Here is a 15,982-nt window from a genome sequence, read left to right as displayed (position 1 = left end):
GACTACAAGGCATCATATCGTTCATACGATAAAACCGTTTCATTGGTTTATATGAGTTAAACGATATAAACTGTTTATACGGTTAATACAGATAGTACGGTTAGTACAGTTCGTATGATTTATATAGTATGTACTATTGGTAGCTTTTATTCGGCTCGCTCGATGAATACCAAGTGTCGCTCTGCCTGCAGTCTTGGCACCCATAACGGTTGCAGATCCACGACTTTCCAGTCCTGTGGCAGGCGCTCGCGTTCCTCGCTTGGCGCCACGCCTTTCAGCGCGATGAATTTGCCGCCCTCGGCCAGCAGATGGCCCGACCAGTTGACGAAGTCGGACATGTCAGCAAACGCGCGCGAGGTGATCACGTCGAATTGTTCGCTCACGACCAGATCCTGCACCTTCATCGTGTGCACGCTGACATTGGTCAGCTTCAGTTCTGCCTTCACCTGGTTCAGGAATGCTGTTTTCTTGTGCACGGTATCGATCAACGCCACGTTCATGTCTGGCCGCACGATGGCGAGGACGATGCCTGGCAATCCGCCCCCTGCCCCCACGTCCAGCACATTGCGGGCATCGGCAAACGCCGGCACTGCTGCCAGTGAGTCGAGCAGATGGTGCGTGACCATCTGCTGTGGATCGCGCAGCGACGTCAGGTTGTAGACGGCATTCCACTTGTTCATCAGCGCCAGATAGCCCATCAGCTTGGTCTGTTGCTCGGGCCAGATCTCCAGCGTCATGTCCTTGATGCCCTGGTCCAGCACCGCTGCCAGTGCATCGTGATCGAAGTTGTATTTCATTCGGCCACCTCGGCTGCGGTGGTTGCAAAACCTTTGGCGCCCCGTTTTTTCAGCGTCACCAGTAGCAGCGAAATCGCGGCCGGGGTCACGCCCGAAATGCGCGAGGCCTGGCCCAAGGTTTCAGGTCGCTGCTTGTCGAGCTTCTGGCGCACTTCGAACGACAGCGCTTCGATGTCCAGGTAGTTAAGGTTCTCGGGCAGCTTCATGTTTTCGTAGTGATCATGACGCTCGACTTCGCGCGCCTGGCGATCGATGTAGCCGGAATATTTGAGTTGAATCTCGACCTGCTCTTTGACAGCGGGATCCTCAACGCCCGGACCGGCCAGGCTCTGCCCTTCGAGACCACTCATCGTCATGAGGGCGTCGTAGTTCACGCCCGGTCTGTGCAGCAGATCGGCCAGATTGTATTCGCGCTCGAGCGGCTGACCGACGATGCGTTCCGATTCGGCCGCGGCCAGGATGCGGGGATTCACCCACACCGAGCGCAGTCGCTCAAGTTCGCGTGCGACGGATTCGCGCTTGGTCTCGAATGCCGCCCAGCGTGCGTCGTCAACCAGACCCAGGCTACGACCGATTTCAGTCAGGCGCATGTCGGCATTGTCTTCACGCAGCGACAGGCGATATTCGGCGCGGCTGGTGAACATGCGGTATGGCTCGGCCACACCTTGCGTCGTCAGGTCGTCGACCAGCACGCCGAGGTACGCTTCCGAACGACCCGGCGTCCAGGCATCCTTGCCCTGGGTTTGCAGCGCCGCGTTCAGGCCGGCCAGCAAACCCTGGGCCGCCGCTTCTTCGTAGCCCGTGGTGCCGTTGATCTGGCCGGCGAAGAACAGACCCTTGATCGACTTGGTTTCCAGCGACGCTTTCAAGCCGCGCGGATCGAAGTAATCATATTCGATCGCATAGCCGGGCCGCAGGATGAACGCGTTTTCCATGCCGCGCATCGAGCGCACCAGGGCCAGTTGCACGTCGAATGGCAGGCTGGTCGAGATCCCGTTTGGATAGAACTCATTGGTGGTCAAGCCTTCCGGCTCGAGGAAGATCTGGTGCGATTCCTTGCTGGCGAAGCGGTGGATCTTGTCTTCGATCGACGGGCAATAGCGCGGACCGACACCTTCGATGACGCCCGTGTACATCGGGCTGCGGTCCAGGCCGGCCCGGATGATGTCATGCGTGCGCTCGTTGGTGTGCGTTACCCAGCATGGCACCTGCTTCGGATGCATCGCCACGTTGCCCATGTACGAGAAAACGGGCACCGGGTCGAGGTCGCCCGGTTGCTCGGTCAGCAGCGAGAAGTCGATGCTGCGGCCGTCGATGCGTGGCGGTGTGCCGGTTTTCAGGCGGCCTTGCGGCAGCTTGAGTTCCTTCAGGCGTGCCGACAATGACGTCGCCGGTGGATCGCCCGCGCGGCCGCCAGCATAATTTTGCAGGCCGACGTGGATTTTCCCGTCCAAGAAGGTACCGGCGGTCAGCACGACCGCGCGCGCACGGAAGCTCAGACCCACTTGCGTGACGGCGCCGACGACCCGGTCGCCCTCGACGATCAGGTCTTCGACTGCCTGCTGGAACAGCCACAGGTTCGGCTGGTTTTCCAGGCGCGAGCGAATCGCTGCCTTGTAGAGGACGCGGTCGGCTTGCGCGCGGGTGGCGCGTACCGCCGGTCCCTTCGATGAATTCAGGATCCGGAACTGGATGCCTGCCTCATCGGTGGCAATCGCCATGGCGCCGCCGAGGGCATCGACTTCCTTGACCAGGTGTCCTTTGCCAATGCCGCCGATCGACGGATTGCATGACATGGCGCCCAGCGTTTCAATATTGTGCGTCAGCAAAAGGGTCTTTTGACCTGTGCGTGCAGACGCGAGTGCAGCTTCGGTGCCGGCATGGCCGCCGCCGACGACGATGACGTCGAATTCAGTTGGAAATAGCATGATGGGATGTGAGGCGAGGAGACTAATGCGCGATTATAGATTCTTTTGTGCTGACTGATTCTCCGACCGCCAGAAAACGACGAATTTTGTTTCACGTGGAACGTTGGACAAGTTGGATATCACGATTGTTTCACGTGGAACGTTGCGATTGAAAAAGCCGGGCTGACCCGGCTTCGCGATGTTTCACGTGGAACAATGGCGACTACCAACCCAACTTTGTGAAGGAATCGTAGGCAGTCTTGACAATCAAGGCGCTGACGACAAACAGAAAGACCTTGCGTACGAACCCGCTGCCATACTTCATTGCGAGTCGCGTGCCCGTCAGCGAACCAACGATTTGGCAGCCCGCCATCATCAGTCCGAGTTGCCACAGAATATGCCCGCTGTAACCAAACCACATCAGTGCCGAAAAATTGCATGCCACGTTGACGATCTTCGCCGCGGCCGAAGCACTCAGAAAATCAAAGCCGAAAAAGCGCACGAACAGGAAGATCAAAAAACTCCCGGTGCCGGGACCAAAGAACCCATCGTAGAATCCGATCGCCGCGCCAATCCCGATGGCCCAATACCGCTCGGCCAGACCGCTGTGCACCGGTGCGTGCACGGACCCAAGGTCTTTCTTCATGAAGGTATAGACCGCGACCGCAACAAGGATGACGGGCAACAAGGCGCGGACGAAATCGGCTGGCACGCGGGTTACCGTCCAGGCACCAGCGAACGACAACAGAAATGCGGCGGCAGCTGCCGGCGCGGCCGTACTCCACGCCACCCGCACGCGGCGCGCGTAATCCACAGCAGCCGAACTGGTGCCGAAGATTGCTGCAAGCTTGTTGGTACCGAGGATGGTTGCCGGCGCTTCTTTCGGCAACAAGGAGAACATCGCGGGAAGCTGGACCAGTCCGCCGCCGCCGACAACGGCATCGACCAGGCCGGCGGCGAACGCGGCGCCGCCGAGCCAAACAACATCAATCATGGAAAGGATTCGGGAGGAGTGCTGAAGCCGCAATTCTACGGCATGCCGTACGTACTTACCTGGTCGTCAAGCGGTCGGCGACTTTATGAAGTCGAGCAACAATGCATTCAGGCGATCCGCACCCGAGAGCTGCATCCAGTGGCCAATACCATCGATGCGTTCATAGCGAAAACCTGCACGACATTGCTTGCGTGAATCGAGCATCTGTTGCTCGCCCAATGCTGGATCATGTTCACTCCAGACGCCCATCACCGGCACATTGACGGGCAGCCAGGCCCGCGCGGATGATGGCTTGAAATTGGCGCGATAATAATTCAGTGCTGCCGTCAGGCGACCTTCGGGTGCAAGCGCCGCAATCCAGATTTCTTGCTGTTCACGACTGCGGCTCATTTTTCTGAGCGCCGCCCAGTCCCCTGCTTTCAGCAATGCCTCCGCAACGACAGGCGTTTTGAAAACAAGCATGTACCAGAACCGCAGTTTCTGGCCGAGGCTTGAAGAGGAAATTGCTTTCGGATGGCCGACCGAGAGGGCGGCATAGCGCACGATGCGTTCCGGCGCATGCATGGCCAGGTGCCAGCCGATCAACGCGCCCCAGTCATGGCCGACCACGACAGCCTTGTCGATACCCAGTGCATCCATCAGTCGCAATACATCATCGGCCAAAAAAGACACGGCATACGCGCCGACGTCTTGCGGCATATCGGTCTTACCGTAGCCACGCAGGTCAGGTGCAATCACACGCAGACCCGCCGCAGCGAGATCCGGAATCTGACGGCGCCAGATTTGGTGCGTGTCAGGAAAACCATGGAGCAGGATCACCGGCGGGCCTTCGCCGGCTGTCACGTAGTGCATGTTTAAGCCATTGACCATGGCGTAATGCAACTCGAATTCCATGCGGCTCCCCTTGGCGCTGACTCGATGAAACACAGCTTACCAGAACGTAAACGCCTGTCCAGACCCCACCTGTGGATAAGCAAATGGATATCCACAAGTACGGTTTGTGCAGAACTCCGCTTTTGTACACAAGCAAAAATCTTGTCCAGATTTGCCAGCAGGAAGCGGAGGTACTAGTGCACTGGCTTATGCGCGCGGTAAGTCGATGATTTTGTTCTCGTTAACCGGGTTGTCCACAGAAGGTGGCCACCCTTACTTATTACTATCAATGTTGTATACAGTTATTGGTTGTAAACCTGAGATGCCTGTTTCAAAAAAAAATTCTGTTCGTGGCAGATCGCAACAACGCGGCCATTGCAAGCAGGCTTTCAGGTCTGTGGAGAACCCACTGCATATCCACAGGATGGAATGTGCAAAAGCGCGTTTTTCTCAACTGTCGGCAAATCTGTTCACCTTCGCTGCACCGTCAGCACCAGGGTTCTCCAGCAGCTTTGAAACCGCCTAAGCCGTTGAAGTTGTGGAAAAATCCAGGCTTATCCACACAATCGGCCGCGTTTACTATTACTACTATTTTGTATACAAGCTTTTAAGTAAACAAACTGGATAACTCGCGCGCTGGATACTTTCAACCAGCAGCACGACCAAGCGTTGTTCTAAAAGCGTTTTTCAAAAAAAAGAACGTAGGCACAAAAACCAGCAGCAATTCGACATTGCCAACCAGCATCGATCACTGACAACCAGCTCCCAGGCGCTAACGTCCTGTGGACAAGCGCCTGCATATCCACAGCATCGGATGTGCAAAACCCAGGCTTTTGGCAACGGCCAAATTCTTGTCCACGATCCATGCGTAACTCGCGCATGTGTTGTCCCGCGTAAAAAACAGGACTTAACGCGCTGATTCTGTTGAGTAAACGAACCTTATCCACAGAAAATCGTGCGTTTACTTACTACTACTATTTTGTATACAGATTTCTTAATTAAATAAGCAAACAACAGCGCAGCCAAAAAAAAGCGTTTTCCAGAACGAAAAAACAGCCAGCAAATTTGTCTCCAACGGCTGACAATGCTGTGTACAATCCGGCGCTTATGCACAACGGCCCAGTAAAAGAAATGCGTTTAGGCATCATCAGCGCGTTGCACGAAGAACAGGCAGGGCTCGTGGAAGCCTTGCAAGGGCCCTCCACGCTCATCCACGGCAAGCGTGAGTACTTTCTCGGACAGCTGTGGGAAATCGATGCTGTCTGCGTCCTGTCGCGAATTGGGAAGGTTGCTGCTGCCATGACAGCGACAACGCTTGTGGAGAAGTTCGGAGTTACCCACATCCTGTTCACGGGCGTGGCTGGCGCAGGGGACGCGTCGATCCGGGTTGGCGACATCGTAGTGGCTGAATCGCTCGTTCAGCACGACATGGATGCCAGTCCCCTGTTTCCCCGTTTCGAGGTGCCATTGACGGGACAAACGCATTTTCAGCCGGACGCCCGGCTGTCGCTGCGGGTGTCCAGTGCTGCGCATGCATTCCTGGACGAAGACCTGACGCATGCGATCGCTCAGGCTGACCGTGAACAATTCGGCTTGACGCAGCCGCGCGTGCACCGCGGCCTGATTGCCAGCGGCGACCAGTTCGTGCATGAAGCTGCGAAGATCGACGCGATGAATGCAGCGCTGCCGGGCCTGGTGGCGGTAGAGATGGAAGGCGCTGCAGTGGCGCAGGTGTGTCACGAACTGAATGTGCCGTTTGCCGTCATCCGCGCGATTTCGGACAACGCCAACGAACACGCGGCGCACGACTTCATGGGCTTCGTGAAGACAGTCGCCGCGCAGTACGCATTCCACATCACCCGGCGCCTGTGCCGGGATCTGGCGGCAGCGCCGCTCTAGTCCAGCAGCGACTCGGCCGGCATGTAGTCGTAGCCCAGTGCGTGTGCCACGGCTTCGAAAGTGACCTTGCCCTGACAAACATTCAGGCCATGACGCAGATGGGGATCATCTCCCAGCGCGCGCCGCCAGCCCTTGCCGGCCAGCGCCAGCACGTGCCCGATCGTGGCGTTGTTCAGCGCAAAAGTGGATGTGCGGGCGACTGCACCAGGCATGTTCGCAACGCAGTAGTGCACGACACCGTCGACGACGAAGGTCGGATCGGCATGGGTGGTGACGTGGGACGTTTCAAAGCAGCCGCCCTGGTCGATCGCCACATCGACGATGACTGCGCCCTTCTTCATGCGTGAGACCATGCTGCGCGTGACGAGTTTCGGCGCGGCGGCGCCCGGCACCAGCACCCCGCCGATGACCAGATCCGCCGATAGCACGGCTTCTTCGAGCGCCTGCGCGTTGGAATGAAGCGTGGCGATGCGGTTGCCATAGACCAGATCGAGCTGGCGCAGGCGATCGAGGTTCTTGTCGAGCACCGTCACCCGCGCGCCCGTGCCGACGGCCATCTGCAGGGCATTGGCGCCCACCACGCCGGCGCCGATGATGACGACGTGGCCCGCGGCCACGCCCGGTACACCGCCCAGCAGCAGGCCCATGCCGCCCCTGGATTTCTCCAGGTGCGCAGCGCCCGCCTGGATCGACATGCGCCCTGCCACTTCGCTCATCGGCGCGAGCAGTGGCAAGCCGCCGCCAGGCCCGGTGACGGTCTCATAGGCGATGCAGATGGCTCTTGACCGCACCAGCGCTGCCGTTTGATCGGGATCGGGCGCCAGGTGCAGATACGTGAAAAGGATCTGGTCTTCGCGCAGCATCGCGCATTCAGCCGCCTGGGGCTCCTTGACCTTGACGATCATGGCGGCCTGCGCAAACACCTCTTGCGCGCTGGCCACGATGCTGGCGCCGGCCGCGACGTACTGCGCATCGGGCAAGCCGATCTCGCTGCCGGCGCCCTGCTGGACGAGCACCTGGTGGCCTTGCGCCACCAGTTCATGCACTGACGCCGGCGTGAGGCCGACGCGGTATTCGTTGTTTTTAATTTCGGTTGGAACGCCTACAAGCATGGTGAGTCTCCTTGTTGTTGGTGTGGTTCCTGCAACTGCTGTTACTGCTCCTGCCGTGAATGCGGGTTAGAAAGCACATCGGCGACCGAAGTCGCCGATGTGGTGTGAATTACAGGCCCAGTGTCATCAGGCTGGCGTTACCGCCAGCCGCCGTCGTATTGACGCAGACGGCGCGTTCGGCCACCAGCCGCCACAGATCGACCGCGGCCAGCGGTTCGGTATCGACCACCCCGACAATGGCGCCACTGCGCGCCGCCAGCTGCGTGCGCAGCGAGCCGGCCAGGCCCGATTCGACCAGGGCGATCGCGAACTCGCCCGCATCGACTTCGTCCTTGCCAATGAAGCGCACGCGCTCCTTGACCGCCTGCGGCAGGTTGGCCGGGATCGCCTCCGGCGACATGGTCAACACCAGTGCGCGGTTGCCGGTGGCCAGCGCAGCTGCCACTTGATTGAGCAGGCCTGTCGGCGTGCCTGATGCACACAGCACGACGCCGCGCGGCGTGAACGACAGGCGATTACGCTCGCCGGTCGGCCCCGGCAAGTCGATCGCCACGCCATTCAGTGACGTGCGCGCATAGCCTTCGGCCAGTGCCACCACGGGTTGCTGGCTGTTCGTGCGCAGCCAGCCGATCAGCGCTTCCAGCGCAACGTCAGCCTGACGGACATGGTCCATCAATGGCGCGGCGCCGCGCTGCAGGCGCTTGATGTACAACGGGCCGCCGGCTTTCGGTCCGGTCCCGGATTTGCCTTCGCCACCGAACGGCTGTACGCCGACGACCGCGCCGACGATATTGCGGTTCACGTAGATATTGCCGACGTGCGCATGGTTGACGATGTAGTCGATCGTTTCATCGATGCGCGAGTGCACGCCCAGCGTCAGGCCAAAGCCCGTGGCATTGATCGACGCGATCACCTTCGGCAGATCGGCGCGGCGGTAGCGCACGATGTGCAGGACCGGGCCAAACACCTCTTGCTTGAGTTCCGACAGCGACGCAATCTCGAGCACCGTCGGCGGCACGAACGTGCCGCAGCTGGTGACGGAAGTCGGCAGCTCGAGCGCAAAGTGGCTGCGCGCCGTGGCCTTCGTGCGTTCGATGTGCGCCAGCAGGTTGCGCTGCGCTTCCGCATCGATGACCGGACCGATATCGGTGGCCAGGCGATCCGGGCTGCCCACGCGCAGTTCCTGCATCGCGCCCTTGAGCATCTTGATGGTTTTGTCGGCGATGTCTTCCTGCAGGAACAGCACGCGCAGCGCCGAGCAGCGCTGGCCAGCCGAATCGAAGGCCGAACTCAACACGTCGCCCACCACCTGTTCGGGCAGCGCCGACGAATCGACGATCAGCGCGTTCTGGCCACCCGTTTCGGCCACCAGCGGAATGTCGATGCCTTCCTGTTCGGCGCGTTTGGCCAGCGTGCGGTTGATCAGCTGCGCGACTTCGGTCGAGCCGGTGAAGATCACACCCTTGATGCGACTGTTGGCCGTCAGCGCGGCGCCGACGACTTCGCCGCGCCCTGGCAGCAGTTGCAGGGCGGCGCGCGGCGTGCCGGCCTCGAGGAACAGCTCCACGGCGCGGTGGGCGATCAGCGGCGTTTGCTCGGCCGGCTTGGCCAGCACCACGTTGCCGGCGGCCAGTGCGGCCGCGACCTGCCCCGTGAAGATCGCCAGCGGGAAGTTCCACGGGCTGATGCAGCTGACCGGGCCCAGCGCCTGGACGTTTGCCTGGACTCCAGTTACAGCGCGGATCTGCACCGCGTAATAGCGCAGGAAGTCGACCGCTTCGCGCAGTTCGGCAATCGCATTCGGCAGCGATTTGCCCGCTTCGCGCACGGCCAGGGCCATCAGCTCGACACCATGGTGCTCGAACAGGTCGGCGGTGCGTTCCAGAATCGCGGCGCGCTCGGTCGTGCTGGTGGCGGCCCACTCGCCCGCAAAGGCACTGGCCGCAGCCAGTGCGGCGTCGACGTCGGCGCGCGAGGCTTCCTGCACCAGACCGACGATATCGGCCGACTGGGCCGGGTTGACCACGTTGGCGAGCAGGCCAGCGTCGACCTTTGCTGCGGTCAGGGGCGCGGCGACGTGCCGGCGCTGTTGCGACAGGCCACTCGCCAGCACGCTCAGGATGTCTTCGTTGACCAGGTCCATGCCGGCCGAGTTCTTGCGCTCCGTACCGAACATGTCCACCGGCAGTGCGATCGCCGGATGCGGCTTGCCGCCGCTGGCGCGGGCGACCTCGAACGGATCGGTGATCAGGGTGTTGATGGCGACGCTCTCGTCGACGATCTGGTTCACGAACGACGAGTTGGCGCCGTTTTCCAGCAGGCGGCGCACCAGGTAGGCCAGCAGCGTTTCGTGCGAACCGACCGGCGCATAGATACGGCAAGGTTTGTCGAGGTTCTTGCTGCCCACGACCTGGTCGTACAGCGTCTCGCCCATGCCGTGCAGGCACTGGAATTCGTAGTTGCTGATATTGCCCAGGCGCGCCCACGTATAGATGACCGACAGCGTATGCGCATTGTGGGTGGCGAACTGCGGGTACAGGATGTCGGACGCACCGAGTAGCTTGCGTGCGCAGATCAGGTAAGACACATCGGTGTGCACCTTGCGCGTATAGACCGGATAGCCGGGCATGCCGTCCACCTGGGCGCGCTTGATCTCGGCGTCCCAATAAGCGCCCTTGACCAGCCGCACCATGAACTTGCGGCCGCTCCGTTTGGCCAGGTCGATCACATAATCGATCACGTACGGGCAGCGCTTCTGGTAGGCCTGCACGACCAAGCCGATGCCTTCGAAGCCGGCCAGCTCGGGGTCGAACGCCAGCACTTCGAGCATGTCGAGCGAGATCTCGAGGCGATCGGCTTCTTCGGCGTCGATATTGATGCCGATGTCGTAGCGCTTGGCCAGCAGCACGAGGCTGCGCACGCGCGGCAGCAGTTCGTCCATCACGCGCGCCGACTGCGCGCGGCTATAGCGCGGGTGCAGCGCCGAGAGCTTGATCGAGATGCCCGGCCCGTCCTTGATGCCGCGGCCATTCGAGGCCTTGCCGATCGCATGGATCGCCTGCTCGTACGACGCGTAGTAATGTTGCGCATCGAGTTCGGTCAGCGCCGCTTCACCCAGCATGTCATACGAATAGCGATAGCCGCGCGTTTCGTTCTCGCGGCTGTTTTTCAGTGCCTCGTCGATGGTCTGGCCGGTGACGAACTGGTTACCCAGCATGCGCATCGCCATGTCGACGCCCTTGCGGATCAGCGGTTCGCCGCCCTTGGCGATCATGCGCGTGAGCGCCGAGCCCAGGCCTTGTTCGCTATTGGTCGATACCAGCTTGCCGGTGATGAGCAGCCCCCAGGTGGCCGCGTTGACGAACAGCGACGGCGATTCGCCCAGATGCTTGCGCCAGTCTCCTTTGCTGATCTTGTCGGCGATGAGGCGGTCGGCCGTTTCGCTGTCCGGAATGCGCAGCAGTGCTTCAGCCAGGCACATCAATGCCACGCCTTCTTCGGATGACAGCGAGAATTCATGCATCAGGGCGTCCACGCCCGACGAGCGGGTGCGCTTTTCACGCACGGCGGCGACCAAGCGGTGCGCCAGGGCTTGGGCATCGTGGCTGGCGCCGGAACCCTGGGCCAGCAGCCACTGCACCGCCTCGGTTTCATCGCGGCGGTAGGCGGCCGTGATGGCGGCGCGCAGGGGAGTCTGGTCGCGCTTGATTTCAGCGTGAAGAGCGTCGAACGGAACGAAAATGGAGGCCGGGTGAGCAGCAATCTGCATGGCTATCTAGTCAAAAGAAAAATACAAACGAGGGCCACCGCACAGCAAAAGCGCCGTGCTGTAAGCAACAGCCGGCGCAGATCGGAACTTGGTGGAAATGATTCGATTGTAGAAGGATTTCTTCTGGATTTATTCTGGATTTAACCGATACTGGCAATAGATAGTTTTTGATGCGACAATCTGACCAAATAAAATTTACAAGGAGATGTAGCATGCTGGACAAGATTAGCAAAAAGATTCTGGCCGAATTGCAGAACGACGGCCGCATCAGCAACGTCGAACTGGCGGCGCGCGTCAACTTGTCGCCGGCTGCCTGCCTTGAACGTGTGCGCAAGCTGCACGAATCGGGTTACATCATGGGCTACACCGCCCAGCTCAATCCGCAGTTGCTGGACGTGTCGCTGCTGGTGTTCATCGAAGTCGTGCTCGACCGCACCACGCCTGAAGTGTTCGATGCCTTCAAGCAGAGCGTGCAGATGATTCCCGAAGTGCTTGAGTGCCATATGGTGGCGGGCGGCTTCGACTATCTGGTCAAGGCGCGCGTAAAAGACATGGCAGCTTACCGCGAATTTCTGGGCAAGACGCTGCTGCAGAAAGGTGTGCGCGAGACGCACACCTATGCGGTGATGGAAGAAGTGAAAAACTCCACCAAGCTGCCGATTCGCTGAGTTATGGCTGCCCAGCCTGGCCGGTCTTGCTGGTCTGGCCGATCAGGCGTAGTGCGCCGCGGTATAAAAGGGCGGCAGGTGGCGCTTGCGCGGCCTGGCTGGCAGCCTGACTGGCGGCCTGAGTGAGATCCTGCGGCGTAGCGCCGTCGCGCCCTGCTTCAAACATGACTTTGCGCATCGCGCCCACCGCACCCGCTTCTTCGATGCGCACTGCCATCCTGCTGGCGCTGGCCAGCGCGTCGCCCTCCCCCGCCACCGCATCGATCACGAAGCGGTAGCCAGAACGATTGGCCAGTTGCCCCGTGCCTTCCAGCTTGACCCGGTTGCCGTCGAGCGTGATCCGATCCAGCGTCTCGCCTTTGAATGACGTGCTGCCCAGCAGACGAAACACGAACGGCGTGCCGGCAGCTGTCTTGAGCGCGAGTGGCGCTGCCAGCCGGAAGGCTGTTCTGGCAGCAGGCGAATAGACGCCGCTGCCGGGGGCCACGGCCGACTGGAGCATCCCTTCGCCGACCAGTTGCGCGCCGTCGGTGAAGCCGACCCGGATGGACGCAGACATCGTCGTACGCCTGCGCGCCGAATCGGTGACGATCACGGTCGCGCGGTAATCCCCTGCAACGCCATACGTGTGTTCAGCCAGGACTGTACCCGCGCCATTGCGCTCGCGCACGACTGCCGGCAGCGCCCCGCTGCCATCGCCCCAGTCAATGGTGGCAGTGTGGGTATCGCTTGCATTGCGGTCGCGAAATGACAGCGTAAGCCTGGCAAGCTCGTTCTCGCGCAGCGCCGGGATTTGTAGCGGGCCCAGCACCGGCGCGTCGGTACCGCCGCCACCACGACGCAGAAACACGAGGCCAGCGTTCGATTGCGCCAGGATGTCGCCGTTGGTTGCAATACCAAGTCCTTCGGTGAGCACCAACCCTGTTGGCGAGTTCTGCAGGCGCAGATTGAGATCGGTCGCCACGCCCGTGCGCGACCAGCGATAGGCGCGGCCTTCGTCGAGCATGCTGGAGCGGACCAGGCCCACGCTCACGCCATCATCATTCAGTGCGTTGGCCTCGGACGTGAACATGCCCGCCGGGTGCAGGCTGAGAAAACCGCGCGCACGCGAGTACCGGAAAGCGCGAAACTCGCTCGTGGTCGGACCCCGCACTGCGCCGATGACCTCGCCCGCTTCATTGAGTGTCGTGGGATAGGCGGCATTGATGCTGACTGCGGGCTTTCCGGGGCTCGACAGGAAGAACCCCCGGGTTGCAGCGTCGACGATGCGCCAACCGAGAACGTCGCCCTGATTATTGATGCGGATACCGAACGCACTGCGCGCGCCGAATGTTCCCAGATTTGTGGGACGGCCGTCTGCGTTCCAGACCAGCGTGGTCGTGCCGCCATTGACAGCACTGCCCGAGCCGATGACGGCATCGAGATCGTTGATGCCGTAGGCAGCGCCTGGAATGAAGCCGGTGACGCCGGGCAGTGATGACAGGCGATTTGCCGACGTCCAGCGCACTGCACGCACGCTGCTGTTGTCGCTGGACGTGGCAGACAGACCCGCGATCTGGCCATGTTTGTTGATCGCGTCCAGGGAAGCGTATTCGCTCACATTAAGCGACGGCAGCACGACCCGGCCCCGCGCGGCCGACCAGCGCAGCGGCTGGTAACGCAGGCCACCGGGACTCTGCGCGTCAAGGAAGCGTGCGTTGAAAATCACCTCGCCCTGTTCGTTCAGACCGCCGACAAACGTACGGTCATTGCCTGGAGGACTGATATCGGCAATGCGATCGCCATTGAAGAACGCCACCTGCGTGCGATCGTCCGGCCCCAGGTACTCGAATGCAGCCTGACCATGTGCATTGACAAAGCCGTTGTAGGTCGTTGGTGCGGCGAGATTGACGATGCTGTAGATGTCACCACTACTGCGCTCGGGCTCAGTGGCGTCATTCTCTGCAGCGCCATTGGCACCGCCGGATAGCGCAAGCATGAGCAGCAGAGTGATCGCAAACACCCCGTATTGGCCCGTCGATAAATGGCGCATTGTCATCTCCCTGTCTCCCTGTATGTGCGTATGCGGTATGCACGGCGCATGCCCATTCTGGAACGTGACGAATCATTCAGGATGCGCTAGCGCAAACCCGGTGACGGATCTCGCGCAAAACGGATTGGGGAATTGCATGGTAGGCAGAGCCACCAAGCAAGGAAGTCGGCGTACAGGAAAGAAGGGATGACGCGGCTGCGCCATCCTTGGCGACAACGTATCAGACGACCTTGCGCACGCCGCCTTTGGAAGCGCTTTCGGCCATGCCTTCGAGGTTCTTGCGCAGCCAGCGGTGCGCCGGGCTGCGGCCATCGCGCTCGTGCCACAGCATGTCCAGGTGGACGGCTGGCAGCTGGAGCGGCAATTCTTTCCAGATCAGGACATCGGCCATGCCGGTCGAGACCAGCAAGTGCTTCGGCAGCACGGTGATCAGGTCCGAGTTGGCCACCACCCGGCCAGCCGTGAAGAACTGGTTCACCGTCAGCAGGATGCGCCGTTCGCGGCCCATCTGGCCCAGTGCCTCGTCCACCAGGCCGTGAGCGCGGCCCGAGAAGCTCACCAGCAGGTGGTTCGCCTTGCAATAGGTGTCGAGATCGAGCTTTTCCTTGGCCAGCGGGTGATCCTTGCGCATCACGCACACGTACACGCCCGAATATAGGCGCTCGTGGCGAATCGGCGAGCCCGTTTCATACGACAACTGCGCCGCCACACCAGGAAAGAAGCCCACTGCCAGGTCGATATCGCCGCGCAGCAGCATCGGCCGCGGTTCGCGCGTGGTCAGCGGCACCATGCGGATGTTCACGCCCGGCGCTTCGCCTTCGATCGAGCGCATCAGCGACGGCAGCCACAGCGCAGCGGTCGCGTCGGCCATCGCCATCCGGAACGTTGCCTGGGCCTTGGAGACATCGAACGTTTCCGGCATTACCGCTGCTTCGAGGGCCGCCAGCGCCTGGCGCACGGCCGGCCACAGCGCTTCGGCGCGCGGCGTCGGCTTGACGCCGTAAGCGGTGCGGATCAGGAGTTCGTCGCCCAGGCTTTCACGCAATCGCTTGATGGCATTCGAGACAGCGGGCTGGGTCATGGCCAGGTGGCCGGCAGCGCGCGTCAGGTTTTGCTCGGTCATGACGGCATCGAACACGCGTAGCAAATTCAGGTCAAGCGTCAGAAAGCTCATGGAATTCAGGATAAAACTGTCGTGAATACAAGTGTACCTCAACTCATTCACAAACAGTATAAGTGCCATCAGCGATGGGAATTAGATTTATATGTTGCGATGCACTAGAGTTATCCACAATTACAGAACGAGTACATCATGTTTTCCACCGCCACCCTAGTTCAAACCGCCAGCGCGGTGCCCTACAGCCTGTTGTTCAGCATGACCATCTATCTCGCCCTGTTCGGCGGGATTGCCCTGTTCTTTCGTCCCCTGCTGGTTGGGATTGGCCGCGCGCTGTACCTGACGGTACGTCCACGCCCGAGCAAATCAGTCCTGCCGTCGAAATCAGCCTGATGACGATCGATCGCTGACCTGCTTTTTCCCTTCGCTAAAACGCGGCACCGGACACGGTAGCCGCGTTTTTTTTCGCCTGTTGCTTTGCATTCGGGCTGGTCACGCCCAACTCTCGTGCTTTTGGTGGTGACTTGGTGTTACCCGGCTTTCCTCGGCCATAAAATGTGACAAAGTTCACATAGAATTACATTTATCAAAAATTTCTAGTCTGGTACTAGTAGATTTTATCGATATTTACTGCAAATATGGGCTCTAAATAAGTTATTTTAAAAGATTTTATTAAAAAATTGGTATGTCATGGTTTGAGGAAAAATATTGATCTAGATAGTTTAAATTAGAAGATAAACTGTCCTTTAAGCGGACAAATATAAACTGTTCCACGAAGTTCACATTCTATAAAAATTATATTAAAACTATAAGT

The 15,982-nt window shown here is 60.1% G+C and carries 11 protein-coding genes; 3 read left to right on the top strand and 8 right to left on the bottom strand.

The window, feature by feature from the left end; all coding sequences use genetic code 11:
* Window positions 1-146 precede the first annotated feature (146 nt).
* From rsmG to ACZ0AJ_RS19850, 4 genes are all read right to left on the bottom strand, one after another.
* Window positions 147-797, bottom strand: a complete 651-nt coding sequence (gene rsmG, locus ACZ0AJ_RS19865) for a 16S rRNA (guanine(527)-N(7))-methyltransferase RsmG (RefSeq protein WP_499456136.1) — start codon at window positions 795-797, stop codon at window positions 147-149.
* Complete coding sequence (mnmG, locus tag ACZ0AJ_RS19860) at window positions 794-2,725, bottom strand: tRNA uridine-5-carboxymethylaminomethyl(34) synthesis enzyme MnmG (protein WP_499456135.1); 1,932 nt, start codon at window positions 2,723-2,725, stop codon at window positions 794-796. Before mnmG ends, rsmG begins: the two co-directional genes overlap by 4 nt.
* A 202-nt stretch (window positions 2,726-2,927) precedes the next feature.
* Window positions 2,928-3,698 (bottom strand): sulfite exporter TauE/SafE family protein, encoded by a 771-nt coding sequence (locus ACZ0AJ_RS19855; RefSeq protein WP_499456133.1) that lies wholly within the window; start codon window positions 3,696-3,698, stop codon window positions 2,928-2,930.
* A 66-nt stretch (window positions 3,699-3,764) separates the two neighbouring features.
* Entirely contained in the window at window positions 3,765-4,592 is an 828-nt protein-coding gene (locus tag ACZ0AJ_RS19850) for an alpha/beta fold hydrolase (protein ID WP_499456131.1), read from the bottom strand.
* A gap of 1,068 nt (window positions 4,593-5,660) precedes the next feature.
* Here ACZ0AJ_RS19850 and ACZ0AJ_RS19845 point away from each other — a divergent pair.
* Window positions 5,661-6,470: a 5'-methylthioadenosine/adenosylhomocysteine nucleosidase gene (locus ACZ0AJ_RS19845; protein ID WP_499456130.1), complete on the top strand. Its 810-nt coding sequence runs from the start codon at window positions 5,661-5,663 to the stop codon at window positions 6,468-6,470.
* Here the strand turns inward: ACZ0AJ_RS19845 and ald are convergent.
* Window positions 6,467-7,582 carry an alanine dehydrogenase gene (gene ald, locus ACZ0AJ_RS19840; RefSeq protein ID WP_499456128.1) on the bottom strand — a complete coding sequence of 372 codons (1,116 nt, stop codon included), beginning with the start codon at window positions 7,580-7,582 and terminating at the stop codon, window positions 6,467-6,469. The genes ACZ0AJ_RS19845 and ald overlap by 4 nt on opposite strands.
* Window positions 7,583-7,691: 109 nt before the next feature.
* On the bottom strand, window positions 7,692-11,351 hold the full coding sequence (gene putA, locus ACZ0AJ_RS19835) for a trifunctional transcriptional regulator/proline dehydrogenase/L-glutamate gamma-semialdehyde dehydrogenase (RefSeq protein WP_499456127.1): 3,660 nt from the start codon (window positions 11,349-11,351) through the stop codon (window positions 7,692-7,694).
* Window positions 11,352-11,563: 212 nt separating this feature from the next.
* On the opposite strand from putA, the gene ACZ0AJ_RS19830 reads away from it, so the two are divergent.
* The gene (locus tag ACZ0AJ_RS19830; RefSeq protein ID WP_183554882.1) at window positions 11,564-12,019 is read left to right on the top strand and encodes an Lrp/AsnC ligand binding domain-containing protein; all 456 of its coding nucleotides are present in this window, start codon (window positions 11,564-11,566) and stop codon (window positions 12,017-12,019) included.
* A 1-nt stretch (window position 12,020) separates the two neighbouring features.
* Here the strand turns inward: ACZ0AJ_RS19830 and ACZ0AJ_RS19825 are convergent, their stop codons facing one another.
* Both ACZ0AJ_RS19825 and ACZ0AJ_RS19820 read right to left on the bottom strand, forming a co-directional pair.
* Window positions 12,021-14,051 carry a PKD domain-containing protein gene (locus ACZ0AJ_RS19825; protein ID WP_499456125.1) on the bottom strand — a complete coding sequence of 677 codons (2,031 nt, stop codon included), beginning with the start codon at window positions 14,049-14,051 and terminating at the stop codon, window positions 12,021-12,023.
* A gap of 220 nt (window positions 14,052-14,271) precedes the next feature.
* On the bottom strand, window positions 14,272-15,225 hold the full coding sequence (locus ACZ0AJ_RS19820) for a LysR family transcriptional regulator (RefSeq protein WP_183554886.1): 954 nt from the start codon (window positions 15,223-15,225) through the stop codon (window positions 14,272-14,274).
* A 138-nt stretch (window positions 15,226-15,363) separates the two neighbouring features.
* Between ACZ0AJ_RS19820 and ACZ0AJ_RS19815 the strand changes: the two genes are divergently transcribed.
* On the top strand, window positions 15,364-15,561 hold the full coding sequence (locus ACZ0AJ_RS19815) for a hypothetical protein (protein WP_499456124.1): 198 nt from the start codon (window positions 15,364-15,366) through the stop codon (window positions 15,559-15,561).
* Window positions 15,562-15,982: the final 421 nt, after the last annotated feature.

Source organism: Telluria sp. AC161 (assembly GCF_979258535.1).
The sequence above is the reverse complement of the archived record's forward strand: the minus strand, read 5'-3'. Positions and strand labels throughout refer to the sequence as shown.

Excerpts from the sequence above, each read along its gene's own strand:
- mnmG (WP_499456135.1), bottom strand. The coding sequence starts at position 2,725 with ATGCTATTTCCAACTGAATTCGACGTCATCGTCGTCGGCGGCGGCCAT.
- ACZ0AJ_RS19830 (WP_183554882.1), top strand. The coding sequence starts at position 11,564 with ATGCTGGACAAGATTAGCAAAAAGATTCTGGCCGAATTGCAGAACGAC.
- ACZ0AJ_RS19850 (WP_499456131.1), bottom strand. The coding sequence starts at position 4,592 with ATGGAATTCGAGTTGCATTACGCCATGGTCAATGGCTTAAACATGCAC.
- ACZ0AJ_RS19815 (WP_499456124.1), top strand. The coding sequence starts at position 15,364 with ATGTTTTCCACCGCCACCCTAGTTCAAACCGCCAGCGCGGTGCCCTAC.
- rsmG (WP_499456136.1), bottom strand. The coding sequence starts at position 797 with ATGAAATACAACTTCGATCACGATGCACTGGCAGCGGTGCTGGACCAG.
- ACZ0AJ_RS19855 (WP_499456133.1), bottom strand. The coding sequence starts at position 3,698 with ATGATTGATGTTGTTTGGCTCGGCGGCGCCGCGTTCGCCGCCGGCCTG.
- ACZ0AJ_RS19825 (WP_499456125.1), bottom strand. The coding sequence starts at position 14,051 with ATGCGCCATTTATCGACGGGCCAATACGGGGTGTTTGCGATCACTCTG.
- putA (WP_499456127.1), bottom strand. The coding sequence starts at position 11,351 with ATGCAGATTGCTGCTCACCCGGCCTCCATTTTCGTTCCGTTCGACGCT.
- ald (WP_499456128.1), bottom strand. The coding sequence starts at position 7,582 with ATGCTTGTAGGCGTTCCAACCGAAATTAAAAACAACGAATACCGCGTC.
- ACZ0AJ_RS19820 (WP_183554886.1), bottom strand. The coding sequence starts at position 15,225 with ATGAGCTTTCTGACGCTTGACCTGAATTTGCTACGCGTGTTCGATGCC.